The following is a 15,548-nucleotide window of genomic DNA, read 5'->3' on the forward strand; positions in this document are numbered from 1 at the left end:
TTTGTTTTAGGATAAACCGTTCTCAATTTAAAACAAGTATTTTTCATAAATCCATAGAAAGAATGGTGAATGCAAAACCGATTTATCAAAAAAACATAAAACAGATATTAAGTGTATAACTCAAATAATTTATTTTATTACTTTATTCTTTTAGTATTCGAATTTCCCATTGGTAAATAATAAAGTAATCCAAAACCAACTAAAAAAAGCACCAGTGAAGCAACAAAAGCCGGAATAAGAATTTCTTTATTGTTATCCAATGCATTATTCAATGACGCATACAACAGCCAAATCTGGATAGTTACATTTAGAATTAATATAAAAATTAAGGTTGAAAAAATCGCATTTAACTTATTGGGATTGGATTGATTCTGACTTCTTCTAAAATTACTCATACTACATTATTTTATTATGACTTATCCAATAATTTTTTCTTCTTGCACGGCTGCTCTAACGTAAATATCATTGTCTTTAAAAAAAACATCTAATTTAGGCAAAGCTCTTGGAGGTGGCCCTGCTAACACCTCTCCAGTTTTAGCATCAAATGATCCTTCATGACAAGGACAATGAATAATTCCGGTACCTGGCTTGTAAAAAACAGAACAAGAAAGGTGGGTACATTTCTGCTCATAGGCTTTAAACTCGCCAGTTTCCAGATGAATTAATATATAAGGAATCGTACTGCCTTCGATTACAAAAGCACGGGTTCCTCCTATTGGAACTTCTTCTTTATTACACACAAAATGTTCTCCTTGAACTTCTTCTTTTGGATACAAATAAGCTTTAGCAGCAACTAAACCACTACCTACCATCAATCCACCAGAAACTAAGGTCAAAAATTTGGCAAAATCACGACGACTTACATTAATCGCTTGTTGCTTTTCAACCGGAAAATCTTTTTTCCAATTTTTATTTAAATTATCTTCTTTAGACATAAGCGTATTCTTTAATATATTACCAATTCTGTGCTTCCCTTAGGCATCATAATATTGACCTTAGTATTTACTATTTCTTTTCCAAATATGAAACTATTTACAGGAGTACTGTTAGGACGCATTTCTTGAATTTCATCTCTAGTACCATAAAACAAAGCACCACTAGGACAAACAGTAGCACACATTGGCTTTTTGCCCACGCTGGTTCTGTCGTAACACATGGTACACTTCATCATCAAATCGTAATTTTCTTCTTTCTTTGGCACACCAAAAGGGCAAGCCATCACGCAATTAGAACATCCGATGCATCTTTCTGTATTAGCCGTGTGAACAATTCCGAATTCATCTTTAGAAATAGCATCAGCAGGACATACATTGGCACACACAGGATCATCACAGTGCATACACACCTGAACTGTAGTTTGTATAGTAGCAGCACGATCTACATAATTAACATGTATCATGCTCTCCTGACCGTTAGTTTCGCATTCAGCGCACGCCAATTCACAGGCTTTACAGCCAATGCAGCGTTGCATATCTACAAAAAACTCCTCGTATTTATTGAAACTGGTATAGTTCATCATTCATCAATTCTTTATAGATTAAATACTGGCGTAAGCCGTTGATTCTTTTGAAGGTGGTGCTATTTCATCAAGTGGTTCCAAATGACAAGCACAAACTTTAAACTCCGGTATTTTAGAAATTGGATCTAATGTCCCCGGTGTCAATTGGTTTGCCGATTTTTTTCCAGACCAGTGATACGGAATAAAAACAGTATCTTCTCGAATGGTTTCCACAATATTAGCCGGAAAAATCCCTTCCCCTCTTCGAGTTGAAACACGAATTAATTCTCTTTGTTTAATTCCGTATTGCTTAGCTAAATTAGGGTGGATTTCCAATAATGGCTCCGGATATTGGTCTACTAATTTTCCAATTCTACGAGTTTGCGTTCCACTTAAATACTGAGAAACCACACGTCCGGTAGTTAAAATCACAGGATAATCAACACAGGTTACTTCGCCCGGAAGTTTGTAAGGCGCCGGATTAAAATGTGCTTTTCCATCAGGTGTTTTAAACTTTCTATCTTCCCATAAACGCGGAGTTCCTGGATGGTCTTCTGTTGGACAAGGCCAAAAGATCCCCATATTATCTTCTATTTTCTTATAGGTAATTCCATTATAATCAGCAGTTCCTCCTTTGGAAGCCACACGCAATTCATTAAAAATGGCTTCACTACTTTCATAGGTAAATTTATCTTTCACACCTAAACGTTTGGCTATTTCCAGAATAATAGAAGTATCTGTTCTGGCATCTCCCGGAGGAGTAACCGCCTGACGAATTCGGATAACTCTCCCTTCAGCAGAAGTAGTTGTACCTTCTTCTTCTTCCTGCAAAGAACCTGCTAAAACTACATCGGCATGGCGCGCTGTTTCGTTTAAGAAAAAGTCAATACAAACGTAGAATTCTAACTTTTCCAGAGCTTCTCTAACATAATTACTATTAGGTAAAGAAACTAGCGGATTGAAACAAATAGACAATAAACCTTTGATTTCTCCTCTGTGAATAGCTTCGATAATTTCGTAAGCCGACAAACCTTTACCAGGTAAATCTTTTTCATTAATTCCCCAAACTTCAGAAATGTATTTACGGTGTTCCAGATTTTCTATATCCCTGTTTCCAGGCAATTGGTCACATTTATGTCCGTGCTCTCTACCTCCCTGACCATTTCCTTGTCCTGTAATAGTAGCATAACCACAATAAGGTTTACCAATTCTTCCTGTTGCCAAAACTAAATTGATACATCCTAAAACGTTATCTACACCTTTAGAATGATGTTCTATTCCACGGGCATGAAGCAAGAAACTGGTTTTGGCTTTCCCCCATAACTCAGCTGCCTGTTGTATTTTTTCTTTTTTGATTCCGGTAATTTCTTCAGCCCATTCAAGCGTATTGTCTTTTACGGCATCTAAAGTTTCCTGGAAACCGGAAGTATGACTATCAATAAAATCATGATCCAGCATATCATTATCCACCAAATATTTCAGCATCGCACCATATAAAGCCGAATCCGTTCCCGGACGTACATCCAAGTGAAGATCAGCTGTTCTGGCCAATGGAATCATCCTTGGATCGATAACTATTATTTTAGCTCCTCTATCTCTGGCTTTCCAAATCCAATGTGTCAATGTTGGAAAAGTTTCACTGATATTGGCTCCAGCCACAATAATTACTTCGGCATATTCTAAATCCGAATAATTATTGGAAGCTCTGTCTAAACCAAATGCTTTTTTATTTCCCGCTCCTGCACTTACCATGCACAAGCGCCCGTTGTAATCCAGGTTTTTTGTTTTTAGTGCCACTCTGGCAAACTTACCTACCAAGTAACTTTTCTCATTGGTTAATGAAACTCCCGAAAGCATCGAAAAAGCATCGTTACCATAAGTTTCCTGAATGCGTTTTATTTCGGAAACCGTTTTACCCATAGCCACATCCCAAGAGGTTGGCACAAATCCTTGTCCTTCTACTCTTTTTAATGGACTCAAAAGTCTGTCCGGATGATTGTTTTGCAAATAACGCTGTACTCCTTTTGGACACAATCTTCCTTCGTTAAAAGGAAATTCCATCCAAGGTTCAAACCCCACCACTTTATTATCTTTTACAGATAATTGAATTCCGCATTGCATTCCGCAAAAACAACAATGGGTTTTAACCAATTCATCTGGTTCATCTCTTCCTTCATAACCTTCTTTTGGACTATAATTAAGATGTGGCCCAAATTGCGCGACAATATGCTCTTCTGAAACAGGTAATTTTGCCATGTTTTATTCTTTTATCTTTTAATTATCCAAATAAATTACCGCCCTCTTGCCTTGCTCTCAAATGAGCTTGTGCCAAGCGGGCTCTTTTTCCTTCCGGACTCAAGTCTAAGTGGGAACTTCCATCCTCTCTGTCAAAATCAAATCCTAATTGCTTAGTTAACATCTTAAGATCTTTTACATGCAAATTAGTTGTGAATTCTTCGCCCGTATGTTCGCATACAGCCATTCCTTGTTGTCGCCCTACTCTATGATATATGTGAGCTGCAATTTGCATAGGACGTTGAATGATGTGAAAAAATTTCCCGAACGGAATCCATATTAAAAACATAATTACTGTAACGGCATGCAATACCGCCAGAAATTCAAAAGCTAACCCTTTCATGAACTGATAAGAATAGGTCAATCCCAATCCTGTAACCGAAATAGTAATTAATAAAATAAGAGGCAATAAATCTCCCTCAAAAGATTGAGTTGCAATTAAGCCCGGATTAGTCAATCGTCTTCTTAAATAATATCCTGAACCCAAAATCACCATGTAAGAAGACCAGTTTAATGCGTGAAATGTCAGGAATGCCATTATAGAATCTAAATCAAAATCCATTATTTTAAATCCAAAAAAATGAGCTTCGTAAACCGATATACTATTAGGAGCCATCGTAAAATGAATCCAGCCAAAAGTCAATGGAATAGTAATTAAAAAAGCAGATGTACAACCTACAGCTATCATAAAGTGAGCCATCCAACGGTATTTTCCCCTTGGATAAATAAACTTCTGAAAAGCAATATTTTCAATAGTTTCTTTAGAAGCAAACCAAAAATGAGAAAATACTTTTCCTGTAAACAAAAAACAAATACTTCTTTTAAAATAAATCCAGGTAGGCGGTCTTTGCAACCATACCGTATAACGATAAATGATTCCAAAAAAAGCAAATACAGTTCCAAACAAGTACGTAATTAGAGCCGCATCAAAATTTTGTAATTCTCTTGAACCATAAAACACTAACACAATCATAAATACCGAAAGTATTGTAGCGATGAGTAATGCTTTTATATTATATGTTCTGTTTTTCATCTTAGTTTATATTAATACACGCTTACAATTATAAATCTATTTTTAATCCATTTTCAATTAAAAATCCAGAGGCTTTTCTTCGGGAGTAAAATTAAACAAAAGAAAAACTAAGTGAAACTACTTAAGTATTTTTCTCAAACACAAAAACATTGAAATATGTTATAATATTTCATACAAATGACTAATTTACAATAATAAAACCCATTAAGGCGATTAAATTATTTAATTTTAATTTACTTTTATCGATATCCGGATTACTTAATTGAATTATTTACTTAGATATACTTAAAATTATAAATTAAGTATGATTCATTTAGCTTGGTCTTTCACATCCTTTTCGATTATAAAACCACCAATTAATTATTGTAGCCAATATTGTAAAAAGAATCAGTCCTATAAAAAAGTAATTTGCTCCTCCATTAGAAGAAATATCGCTACCAATTAATATTGAGAAAAGAAAAGGACCAAAAGCGGCGATGGCTGCTGTCCAACCAATAACACCAGCGGATTGACGTAGATTTTCTCCGAAAATAATAGGAAACTGTCTAAAAGTTCCTGCATTCCCTATACCTGTAAAGAAAAACATAGTCAAAATTACTCCAACAAAAAGCGGAAACTGTTCCATACTTGTTGGTGCTACCAAACCTTGAGTCACTAGAATTACAGCTCCTCCTAAAATTCCTAATCCAGTAATGGTAGTTAATACCGCTCCACCTACTTTATCAGCAATAAAACCAAATAAAATTCGGCTAGAAGATCCTATTAGAGGGCCATAAAAAGCATACACTAAAGGATCGGGAGCATTTGGAAAATCACCATATAAAAACTTGATCATCAACGGAAAAGCAGCAGCTAAACCGGCAAAAGTTCCAAAAGTCATCATATAAGTTATAGTACAATACCAAGTGTGTTTATTACTAAAAATATCCAATTGCTCTTTAATAGAAGCCTGAATGGGAATACTTCTCAAATAAAACCAACTCACCAGTGTCATAATCAACAAAAAAGGAATGTACCACAAAGCAGCAGATTGGATGTACATGTCTTTATTGATTACAGCTTTATTTTTAGCATCCAATTGATTCAAAAATTTCTCTGCCAATTTAGGATTAGCATCCGCAATTATTTTAGCTCTAACTTTTAAAGGCAATGAAATAAAAACAACTTTTTTATCAGTAGAATGAACTGCAACCGTAACTGAATCCATAACATTTTTCTTCACAATAGCTAAAATAGCAGTTTGTTTGCTATCTTCTAATGAAGCGAAAACAGCGCCTTGTTTTTCGATGCTGGCATGCTCTAAAACGGCTTGAGTTCCATTGAAATCAATTTTTGTAAAGACAGAAGGCGCTCCATAAATTGCTACACTCAACACCATAGGCGTTACAAACTGAGCTAACGAAACTCCAAAATTCCCCAATCCTGCTTGAATCCCTAATGCTGTTCCTTTTAATCTTTTTGGAAAAAACAAACTCGTACTTGGCATATAAGAAGAGAAATCTCCTCCTCCAAAACCAGTTGTAAATGCCAATACCATAAAAACCCAAAATGGTGTTTCGGTATTCATAACTGCCATTCCGATTCCTAATACTGGAATCAATTTAATAAAAGTAGCAAAGCTTACTACATGTCGAGTTCCAAATATGGGTAATATAAAAGTATGTATAATTCGTAAAATCCCTGCCGCTAACCCTGGAATTGCAGCCAACCAAAAAAGTTGATCTTTAGAAAACGTAAAACCTAAACCAGGTAATTTGACTACTACAACGCTCATGATAAACCATGACGCAAAAGATAATACTAATGTAAGCGTTGTAATTATTAAGGTTTTCCAAGCTATTTTACTTCCTGTTTCTTTCCAGAATTTTTCATTTTCTGGCTCCCATTCGTTCAACCATGTTTTTGCTGCTGCATTTTGTGTTCCGTTAGATACACTTTCACGCTCTGATCCTAATTTTTCTAAGTAAGTATCCATAATCTTATTTTTTAATTTAAAAAATACCCAAACTATATTGGCTCTATAAATACGCCTAAACCAATCTAGTATAATCTTCTTAAACAAAGATAAAATAGTCTTTTATCTATAAATATGATAAATATCAGTAAGTCCTAATCTTATTACATTCGAAAAAACATTTAATTAAGCTTAATTAAAATTGCCGTTTTTTTTAAAAGACAAAAACATCCTTTATTTAATACTGGCAAAGAAAAGATGGATATGAAATATAGAATATGATTTAAATCATATTCTATATTTTTTATTATTCCTAAAATTACATTCACAAATAAGGGTAACAAATCAAAACTCAATTTACTGATTACAAAATATTTAAAAAACCAAATTTCACGTAAATCAATTTAAGACAATTTTATCCTTTTTTATAAATCAATTATTTAATTTTTAAACTTAAAAACAACTATTATGGAAACATTAGAAAGAACAACAATTGGAGAATATGTAGCAAAAGATTTTAGAACAGCAGCTGTTTTTTCAAAATACGGTATTGATTTTTGCTGTAAAGGAAACAGAACAATAGAAGAAGCTACTGAGAAAAAGGGACAGGATACAGCAACTATTTTGAATGAAATTAATACCGTTTTAGCAACAAAAAACGACAATACCATCGATTTTAAATCCTGGCCATTGGACTTATTGGTAGACTACATCGAGAAAACCCATCACCGTTATGTGGAAGACAAAACCCAAATCTTACTTCCTTTCTTAGACAAACTATGTAAAGTGCATGGAGCAAGCCATCCCGAACTGTTCGAAATCAACGAACTTTTCAAAGGTTGTGCGGGCGAATTAGCACAACACATGAAAAAAGAGGAACTGATTTTATTTCCTTTCATTAAAAAATTAGTCAAAGCAGAGCTTAGCGATGAACTGATTCAACAACCACATTTTGGAACAGTAGAAAATCCAATTGCGATGATGATGCACGAGCACGATGCCGAAGGAGAGCGTTTCCGCAAGATTGCCGAATTGACTAATAATTATACACCGCCTGCAGATGCTTGTAATACCTACAAAGTAACCTTTGCCATGCTTCAGGAATTCGAGCAGGATTTACACAAACACATCCATCTGGAAAACAACATTTTGTTTCCAAAAGCAGTCGCATTGGAGAAAAAATTTTCAGCTCAATAATAAAAACCAAATCAGTAAACAGAGTGTTCGCATTGAAAAAAAAGTTGGACACGAATTTCACCAATTGTCACTAATTCTTAATCAATTAAAAATCAAATAACACAAATTTCTATCTGCCTTTGACAGATTCGTGAAATTAAAACGGAGTGTAGTTTGTGTTTATTTGTGTAATTCGTGGTGAAAAATTTTAAATGCGAATGCCTTCATAAGTAAATCAAAATCATCAAATGCTATGGAAAAATATGTTATCAAAAGAAACGGCGAATACAAACCCTTTGAGAGTTTCAAAATAAAGGATGCAATTGAAAAAAGTTTCAACAGTGTCAGTGTAGCATTTGATGAAAGTATTTTCAAAACTATTTTACAAGCCTTGGAAGCCAAAGAAACCTGGGCGGTAGAGGAAATCCAGGATTTAATTGAAAAAACGCTTTTTGAGAAACAGTATTTTGAAGTCATGCGTTCGTTTATGTTGTTTCGCCATACCCGTAAATTGCAACGTGAGCATATTGATGGTTTAAATGAGGACACCACTTATGTAAACAGCACCCAAACTATTAAAGAATACATCGAACAAACCGATTGGCGTATCAATGCCAACGCGAATACCTCCTACTCTAATGCCGGTTTGGTTAACAATGTCGCGGGAAAAATCATAGCCAATTATTGGTTGGATAAAGTCTACACCAAAGAAGAAAGCTATGCGCACCGCAATGGCGACATTCACATTCACGATTTAGACTGCTTGACAGGCTATTGCGCCGGCTGGAGTTTGCGCGTCTTGCTCAATGAAGGTTTTAACGGAGTTCGCGGACGCATAGAAAGCAAAGCACCCTCACATTTCAGGGAAGCCTTGGGACAAATGGCTAATTTCCTTGGTATTCTGCAAAGCGAATGGGCCGGAGCACAGGCCTTCAGTTCGTTTGACACTTATCTGGCGCCTTATGTTTTCAAGGATAATTTATCTTTTGACGATGTGCTGAAAGCGGTTCGCAGTTATGTTTACAATCTGAATGTGCCTGCCCGTTGGGGACAATCGCCTTTTACGAATATCACATTGGATTGGGTCGTTCCCGAAGATTTGAAAACACAAATCCCGACGAAAAATGATTTGCACTTTTTTGAAGGAAACTTCAATTATAATCTTTTAGTTCGAGCCAAAGAAAGAGGTGTTTTAAAACTAACCGATTTGCGTTATGAGCATTTTCAACCCGAAATAAACCTCATCAACAAGGCTTATTATACCGTAATGACCGAAGGGGATGCCAATGGACAGCCATTTACTTTCCCGATTCCAACAGTAAATATCACTGAAGAATTTGACTGGGACGGAGAAAATGCCGAATTGCTTTTTGAAAATACCGCCAAAATTGGATCTTCGTATTTCCAGAATTTCATTGGAAGCCAGTATATTTTGGATGAAAATGGCAACAAAGAAGAAAATCCGAATGCCTATAAACCCAATGCCGTTCGCTCAATGTGCTGTCGCTTGCAACTGGATTTACGCGAGCTATTAAAACGTGGCAACGGGCTTTTTGGAAGTGCCGAAATGACCGGAAGTATTGGAGTGGTGACGATTAACATGGCGCGTTTAGGCTATTTGTTCAAAGGAAACAAAACCGAATTATTTAAACAATTAGACCGATTATTATATATTTCGAAATCGACTCTGGAGAAAAAAAGAATCTTTATTCAGGATATGTACGACAGGGGTTTGTATCCGTACACCAAACGTTATTTGCCTCATTTCAGAAATCACTTTTCAACTATTGGGGTGAACGGAATGAACGAAATGATAGTAAATTTTACCGAAAATCAAGATACAGTAACTTCACCGTCAGGAATTGCATTTGCCGCTGAAATTTTAGATCACATTCGCAACCGAATGAAAGAATTTCAGGAAGCGACCGGGAATTTATACAATCTGGAAGCCACACCTGCCGAAGGAACAACCTATCGTTTTGCCAAAGAAGACAAGAAACGTTTTGCCGAAATTTATCAGGCAGGACAAGAAGAAAACATCTATTACACCAACAGTTCCCAAATTCCGGTAAATCATACCGAAGACCCATTCGAAGCCTTGTTTTTACAGGATGAATTGCAATGCAAATACACTGGGGGAACCGTACTACATTTGTATATGAGTGAAAAAATCAGTTCGCCCGAAGCCTGTAAACAATTTGTAAAAAAGGTATTATCGAATTTTAAACTGCCATATATCACTGTAACACCTGTATTTAGTGTTTGTCCCGTTCATGGGTACTTGACGGGTGAACATGAATATTGCCCAAAATGTGATGCTCTTTTATTAATGGAAAAAAATTAAATGTTAAGAGTTAAACGTCAGTTATCTAAAATTGACAACTAACTCTTTACACATAACTCATAACACATAACTCATAATGCACAAAATATGAAAACAGCAACTAATCCTATTTTAGAAGAAAAACAACATTTGAGAACCAAATGTTTAGTGTATACCCGAGTAATGGGATACCACCGACCTGTAGAAAGTTTCAATATTGGTAAAAAAGGCGAGCACAAGCAACGCACCCACTTCAATGAAGAAAAATGTTAGCACTCCTATTTACAGCATAACTCCTTTTACTTTATTAGATTATGCGCATCATTCAGCCTGTATTATTTGGTTTGCAGGCTGCAATATGCGTTGCCTTTATTGTTATAATCCTGAAATTGTATTGGGAAAAGGAAGCATTTCTTTCGAAAAAGCACTTGCCTTTCTTCGCTCCCGCAAAAATTTATTAGATGCAGTCGTTTTTAGCGGAGGCGAATGTTTACTGCATAAAAACATCATCGAACTGATTATTGAAGTCAAAAAAATGGGCTTTTTAGTCAAAATTGACACCAACGGATCAAAACCAACTATTTTAAAAACGCTAATTGAAAACAAATTGATCGATTATGTAGCTTTGGATTTTAAAGCCCTGGCTGAACATTTTAAAAAAATAACCCAATCTACACTTTTTTCTCCTTTTGAAAAATCCTTATATTTATTGCTGGAAAGCCAGCTTCCGTTCGAAGTTCGTACTACTGTTCATTCGGAATTAATTAGAGAAAAAGACATTCAGCTAATGATTGCGTATTTAGAAACCAAAAAATACTCCGGAAATTATTACATCCAGCATTTTGTAAATGGAGTAAAAACCTTGGGGAAATTAGACTATTCGTACCGGGAATTAGACAGCCAAAAACTTTCTACACCCACAATCAGCGTCCATTTTAGAGGATAATTATGCGAAAAACTTGGCTTTTAACCTGCTTCATCAATTTTTTCATCGCAGCACTCATGGGATTACTGCTTCGATTGCTGTATGTCTTACCCATTGAAATTGTAAATTATCAATTTTTATTGCATGGACATTCCCATGTTGCCATGTTGGGATGGGTTTACCTGATGATTTACAGCTTGATTGTTCATTTTTTTATTCCAAAAACAGCCCAACAAAAACCCGTTTACAACCGATTATTTTGGGTGACCGAAATAGCCGTTATTGGCATGATGTTTCGTTTTCCAGTTGAAGGATATGCGTTGTTTTCGATTGTTTTTTCAACCTTACATATTTTTTGCAGTTACTATTTCTGCCGATTAGTCTGGAAAGACGCCCATACCGATGCTCTTCCGGAAAAGTTATTATTGCGAACCGCATTATTTTTTATGATTTTATCGACTTTAGGTGTTTGGTGTTTGGGACCAGCAGTTGGATTACTGGGTAAAGCGAGTGCTTTTTACCAAATTGCCATTCAATTTTTTCTGCATTTCCAATTCAACGGATGGTTCCTTTTTGCCATTTTAGCCTTATTTATTCATCAATTAAAAGTCAATATTGATGAAAAACAATTCCGGTTATTCTATAATTTGTTTGTCACAGCCACAATTTCAACCTTGGCTTTGCCTGTTAGCTGGTATCTTCCTAATCCTGTTTTTCATTGGATTAATAGCCTGGGAGTTGTATTGCAACTGCTTTCTTTTATAATCTTAATTCAAATAATCCGACCTCATTTTCAAACTTTTTTTTCCACACTAAGACCTATTGAAAAATTGCTTTATGGCTTTGCTCTAACATCATTATTCTTAAAAGTCATCATTCAATTGATAGTTTTAATTCCCGAATTTGCACAAATTTCTCATCAAATTCGGAATCTTGTCATTGGCTATATTCATTTGACGATGTTGGGAATTATCACCGGTTTTTTGTTTGCTTTTCTATTAAAAAATTCTTTCTTAAACAAAGAAAATAACTGGATCAAATATGGAATAAAATTGTTTATAATGAGTTTTATCCTCACCGAATTGATTCTCTTTTTTCAGGGTATTTATTTCTTTTTAGCCAAAGAACAACTTCCCATGTATTACCAAAACCTTTTTATAACTAGCATATTTTTACCAATAGCTATTTTAATGATTATTTTCAGCCTTTTTAAAGGCATAATTAAATCACATAAATACTGAAATTTGAGTCGAATAATAACGCTTATTTTCTATAAATTTGTAAAAAACTAATTATGTTCTCTAAAACCTGCGAGTATGGGATTCGAGCGACTATTTTCATTGCATCCGAATCTTTTCAAAATAATAGAGCCGGACTAAAAGATATTGCCAAAAAGATAGATTCTCCTGAGGCTTTTACTGCCAAGATTTTACAGATTTTATCTAAAAACAATATTATTAATTCTATCAAAGGTGTGGGTGGAGGTTTTGAAATTCCAAAAGAAAAAATGAGCCAGATTAAATTGTCTCAAATTGTAACCGCATTAGAAGGTGATAGTGTTTTTACCGGATGTGGTTTGGGATTAAGCCATTGCACTGAAACGCATCCTTGCCCGATGCACGAAAAATTCAAAGCAATCCGAAATGAATTGGCTTTTATGTTAGAGAATACAAATCTGGAGGAATTAGCGTTAGGAATTAAATCTGGAGATACTTTTTTAAGGTATTAACTTTAAAATAAATTAGCTTTACAAAAAACAAAACAACAAACAACAACATATTACAATTAAACTCTTGTTATCAATATTAAAATGGATACAAACAAAATAAAAGATCTAAAAGAGCGCATATTAAAATTAAAAATAGAAAAAAATGCGGTTATTTTAGCACACTATTATCAGGAAAATGACATTCAGGATATTGCTGATTATGTAGGTGACAGCTTGGGATTATCGCAAGAAGCCATGAAAGTGGATGCCGATATTATTCTTTTTGCCGGAGTACATTTTATGGCAGAAACAGCTAAGATTTTAAATCCTAACAAAAAAGTAATCCTTCCCGACTTAAATGCAGGATGTTCACTGGCAGAATCTTGTCCTCCTGATTTATTCAAAAAATTTATAGATCAGCATCCTGACCATACTGTTATCACTTATGTCAATTGTTCTGCCGAAGTAAAAGCATTGACTGACATTGTAGTAACTTCTGCAAATGCGGTTAAAATTGTAGAATCTATTCCAAAAGACACTCCTATTATTTTTGCTCCGGATAAAAATTTAGGAAAATATGTAATGAGCATAACAGGACGCGATATGATTCTTTGGGACGGTTCTTGCGTAGTTCACGAAGCTTTTTCATTGGATAAATTAATCGAATTACACAAGCAGCATCCTGATGCAAAAATCATTGCACACCCGGAATCTGAAACCCATATTTTGGCTACAGCCAGCTATATTGGTTCGACTTCAGGAATGATTGATTATGTAAAAAACAATCCTAACAATAAATTTATTGTGGCTACTGAATTTGGTATTTTGCACAAAATGCAACAGGAAGTACCTGATAAAATATTAATTCCCGCTCCTGCAAAAGAAGACAACACTTGTGCTTGCAGCGAATGTGGTTACATGAAAATGAACACCCTACAAAAAGTATACGACTGCTTAGTAAATGAAAGTCCTGAAGTTAATGTAGCAGAAGATATTATCCAAAAAGCATTAATTCCAATTGAGAGAATGCTTGAATTATCAAAATAAATGACAAATACCAATTACTTGATTATAGGTTCTGGTGTTGCCGGTTTGACATTTGCCCTTCGAATAGCAGAGCAATTTCCGAACAAAAAAGTAACCATCGTAACCAAGGCCAACGCTGACGAATCAAATACTAAATACGCCCAGGGCGGTATAGCCATTGTTACTGATAAAAACGAAGATTCGTACCAAAAACACATCGAAGATACTCTTATTTGTGGAGATGGATTGTGTGATGAAGCGGTAGTAAGAATGGTAGTTACCGAAGGCCCAAAGCGATTAAAAGAATTGATCGAATGGGGAGCAAAATTTGACAAAAATTCTGATGGCAATCTAAATTTAGGTAAAGAAGGAGGACATTCTGAAAATCGTGTGGTGCATCATAAAGACCAAACGGGACATGAAATAGAACGCGCTATTTTGATGCAAGTTTATCAAAAAGACAACATTACTGTTCTGGATCATCATTTTGCAACTGATTTAATTACAGCTGAAAACTGTTGTTTAGGAGCACTCGTTTTAGATGAAAAAACACAACAAATAAACACTTATATATCTGACATTACGTTACTGGCAACTGGCGGAATTGGGCATCTTTACGGACACACCACAAATCCTGTAATAGCAACCGGAGACGGAATTGCCATGGCTTATCGTGCTCATGCTGATATTAAAGAAATGGAATTCATACAATTCCATCCTACCGCTTTTTATGAAGCATCTACAGGTTCCAAATTTTTGATTTCAGAGGCGGTTCGTGGTTTTGGCGCTTATTTACGCACTAAAAAAGGACATCGTTTCATGATTGATTATGATTCCAGAGAAGAATTAGCTTCAAGAGATATTGTATCCCAAAGTATCGATTTAGAACTAAAGAAATCAGGTGATGACTGCGTGTATTTAGACTGTACTCATCTTGAGTTGGAAGCCTTTAAAAAGCACTTCCCGATGATTTATAATCACTGCCTAAAATCAGGAATTGATATTGCAAAAGAATGGATTCCGGTTGTACCTGCCCAACATTATCTTTGTGGGGGAATTGTGGTTGACACCAATGGAAAAACTTCTGTGACTAATTTATTCGCCTGTGGCGAATGCACACAAACCGGCTTACATGGAGCTAACCGATTAGCGTCCAATTCATTGTTAGAAGCATTAGTCTATTCGAGTAGAATTTATGAATATTTAGCCAATCCTAATTTAGAAATAAAAACAATAAAGAAGGAAATTCTGAAAAACGACACCGCAGAAAAACCAGAAATTGACTCCAACTATTTGACTGTGTTAAAAGCAAAACTTCAGCACTTAATGAGGCAGAATGCTGGAATCGTCAGATATGAGACGGATTTACTTAATGCCAAAGAACAGCTTTTGAAATGGAAAGAAGAAATAGAAAAAATTGGTCAAACACACCAGATTAATTCTTCTTATTATGAGTTATTAAATATGATTACTATTGGAACTTTGATTGTATCACAATCTATCGAAAGACAAGGGAATCGCGGTGGTTTTGTAAAATTCGAAACTCCATCTTTTGCTAAAAAAAATTCCTAACTTGATTATTTTATTTATAAATTAGTAATTCAAATTAT

General features: G+C 35.1%; 14 protein-coding genes and 1 pseudogene. 9 read left to right on the forward strand and 6 right to left on the reverse strand.

Annotation, left to right across the window (positions count from 1 at the left end):
- Positions 1–119: pseudogene (locus GTZ96_RS12810) on the forward strand (IS1595 family transposase); the annotation flags it as partial.
- Between the two features lie 18 nt (positions 120–137).
- Here the strand turns inward: GTZ96_RS12810 and GTZ96_RS12815 are convergent.
- The 6 genes from GTZ96_RS12815 to GTZ96_RS12840 all read right to left on the reverse strand — a co-directional run bounded on the left by GTZ96_RS12815 (position 138) and on the right by GTZ96_RS12840 (position 6,801).
- Entirely contained in the window at positions 138–395 is a 258-nt protein-coding gene (locus tag GTZ96_RS12815) for a DUF6755 family protein (RefSeq protein WP_161644314.1), read from the reverse strand.
- 21 nt (positions 396–416) lie between these two features.
- Positions 417–935: a Rieske (2Fe-2S) protein gene (locus GTZ96_RS12820; protein ID WP_161644315.1), complete on the reverse strand. Its 519-nt coding sequence runs from the start codon at positions 933–935 to the stop codon at positions 417–419.
- An 11-nt stretch (positions 936–946) separates the two neighbouring features.
- Positions 947–1,516, reverse strand: a complete 570-nt coding sequence (locus GTZ96_RS12825; protein WP_161644375.1) for a 4Fe-4S dicluster domain-containing protein — start codon at positions 1,514–1,516, stop codon at positions 947–949.
- Positions 1,517–1,537: 21 nt separating this feature from the next.
- On the reverse strand, positions 1,538–3,754 hold the full coding sequence (locus GTZ96_RS12830) for a molybdopterin oxidoreductase family protein (RefSeq protein WP_161644316.1): 2,217 nt from the start codon (positions 3,752–3,754) through the stop codon (positions 1,538–1,540).
- Positions 3,755–3,776: 22 nt separating this feature from the next.
- A complete protein-coding gene (locus GTZ96_RS12835; RefSeq protein WP_161644317.1) occupies positions 3,777–4,826 on the reverse strand; it encodes an MFS transporter in 1,050 nt (349 codons plus the stop codon).
- A gap of 313 nt (positions 4,827–5,139) precedes the next feature.
- A complete protein-coding gene (locus GTZ96_RS12840) occupies positions 5,140–6,801 on the reverse strand; it encodes an MFS transporter (RefSeq protein ID WP_235972981.1) in 1,662 nt (553 codons plus the stop codon).
- Between the two features lie 447 nt (positions 6,802–7,248).
- Here GTZ96_RS12840 and ric point away from each other — a divergent pair, with 447 nt between their 5' ends.
- From ric to nadB, 8 genes are all read left to right on the forward strand, one after another.
- Positions 7,249–7,977 carry an iron-sulfur cluster repair di-iron protein gene (gene ric / locus GTZ96_RS12845; RefSeq protein WP_161644318.1) on the forward strand — a complete coding sequence of 243 codons (729 nt, stop codon included), beginning with the start codon at positions 7,249–7,251 and terminating at the stop codon, positions 7,975–7,977.
- A gap of 232 nt (positions 7,978–8,209) precedes the next feature.
- Positions 8,210–10,300 (forward strand): ribonucleoside triphosphate reductase, encoded by a 2,091-nt coding sequence (locus GTZ96_RS12850; RefSeq protein ID WP_161644319.1) that lies wholly within the window; start codon positions 8,210–8,212, stop codon positions 10,298–10,300.
- Between the two features lie 87 nt (positions 10,301–10,387).
- Entirely contained in the window at positions 10,388–10,552 is a 165-nt protein-coding gene (nrdD, locus tag GTZ96_RS12855; protein ID WP_128194331.1) for an anaerobic ribonucleoside-triphosphate reductase, read from the forward strand.
- Positions 10,536–11,225, forward strand: a complete 690-nt coding sequence (locus tag GTZ96_RS12860; RefSeq protein WP_161644320.1) for an anaerobic ribonucleoside-triphosphate reductase activating protein — start codon at positions 10,536–10,538, stop codon at positions 11,223–11,225. The genes nrdD and GTZ96_RS12860 overlap by 17 nt, the downstream gene beginning before the upstream one ends.
- 56 nt (positions 11,226–11,281) lie before the next feature.
- Entirely contained in the window at positions 11,282–12,445 is a 1,164-nt protein-coding gene (locus GTZ96_RS12865; RefSeq protein ID WP_235972983.1) for a hypothetical protein, read from the forward strand.
- A 53-nt stretch (positions 12,446–12,498) separates the two neighbouring features.
- Positions 12,499–12,933 (forward strand): RrF2 family transcriptional regulator, encoded by a 435-nt coding sequence (locus GTZ96_RS12870; protein WP_161644322.1) that lies wholly within the window; start codon positions 12,499–12,501, stop codon positions 12,931–12,933.
- 81 nt (positions 12,934–13,014) lie between these two features.
- A complete protein-coding gene (gene nadA, locus GTZ96_RS12875; protein WP_161644323.1) occupies positions 13,015–13,959 on the forward strand; it encodes a quinolinate synthase NadA in 945 nt (314 codons plus the stop codon).
- Positions 13,960–15,510, forward strand: coding sequence for an L-aspartate oxidase (nadB, locus tag GTZ96_RS12880; RefSeq protein WP_161644324.1), 1,551 nt, complete (start codon positions 13,960–13,962; stop codon positions 15,508–15,510).
- Positions 15,511–15,548: the final 38 nt, after the last annotated feature.

The sequence above is a fragment of the Flavobacterium undicola genome (assembly GCF_009909155.2).
Classification (GTDB): domain Bacteria; phylum Bacteroidota; class Bacteroidia; order Flavobacteriales; family Flavobacteriaceae; genus Flavobacterium; species Flavobacterium undicola.

Bases quoted from the DNA above. Each gene is read 5' to 3' on its own strand.
- GTZ96_RS12815 (WP_161644314.1), bottom strand. From the start codon at position 395: ATGAGTAATTTTAGAAGAAGTCAGAATCAATCCAATCCCAATAAGTTA.
- GTZ96_RS12820 (WP_161644315.1), bottom strand. From the start codon at position 935: ATGTCTAAAGAAGATAATTTAAATAAAAATTGGAAAAAAGATTTTCCG.
- GTZ96_RS12825 (WP_161644375.1), bottom strand. From the start codon at position 1,516: ATGAACTATACCAGTTTCAATAAATACGAGGAGTTTTTTGTAGATATG.
- GTZ96_RS12830 (WP_161644316.1), bottom strand. From the start codon at position 3,754: ATGGCAAAATTACCTGTTTCAGAAGAGCATATTGTCGCGCAATTTGGG.
- GTZ96_RS12835 (WP_161644317.1), bottom strand. From the start codon at position 4,826: ATGAAAAACAGAACATATAATATAAAAGCATTACTCATCGCTACAATA.
- GTZ96_RS12840 (WP_235972981.1), bottom strand. From the start codon at position 6,801: ATGGATACTTACTTAGAAAAATTAGGATCAGAGCGTGAAAGTGTATCT.
- ric (WP_161644318.1), top strand. From the start codon at position 7,249: ATGGAAACATTAGAAAGAACAACAATTGGAGAATATGTAGCAAAAGAT.
- GTZ96_RS12850 (WP_161644319.1), top strand. From the start codon at position 8,210: ATGGAAAAATATGTTATCAAAAGAAACGGCGAATACAAACCCTTTGAG.
- nrdD (WP_128194331.1), top strand. From the start codon at position 10,388: ATGAAAACAGCAACTAATCCTATTTTAGAAGAAAAACAACATTTGAGA.
- GTZ96_RS12860 (WP_161644320.1), top strand. From the start codon at position 10,536: ATGAAGAAAAATGTTAGCACTCCTATTTACAGCATAACTCCTTTTACT.
- GTZ96_RS12865 (WP_235972983.1), top strand. From the start codon at position 11,282: ATGGGATTACTGCTTCGATTGCTGTATGTCTTACCCATTGAAATTGTA.
- GTZ96_RS12870 (WP_161644322.1), top strand. From the start codon at position 12,499: ATGTTCTCTAAAACCTGCGAGTATGGGATTCGAGCGACTATTTTCATT.
- nadA (WP_161644323.1), top strand. From the start codon at position 13,015: ATGGATACAAACAAAATAAAAGATCTAAAAGAGCGCATATTAAAATTA.
- nadB (WP_161644324.1), top strand. From the start codon at position 13,960: ATGACAAATACCAATTACTTGATTATAGGTTCTGGTGTTGCCGGTTTG.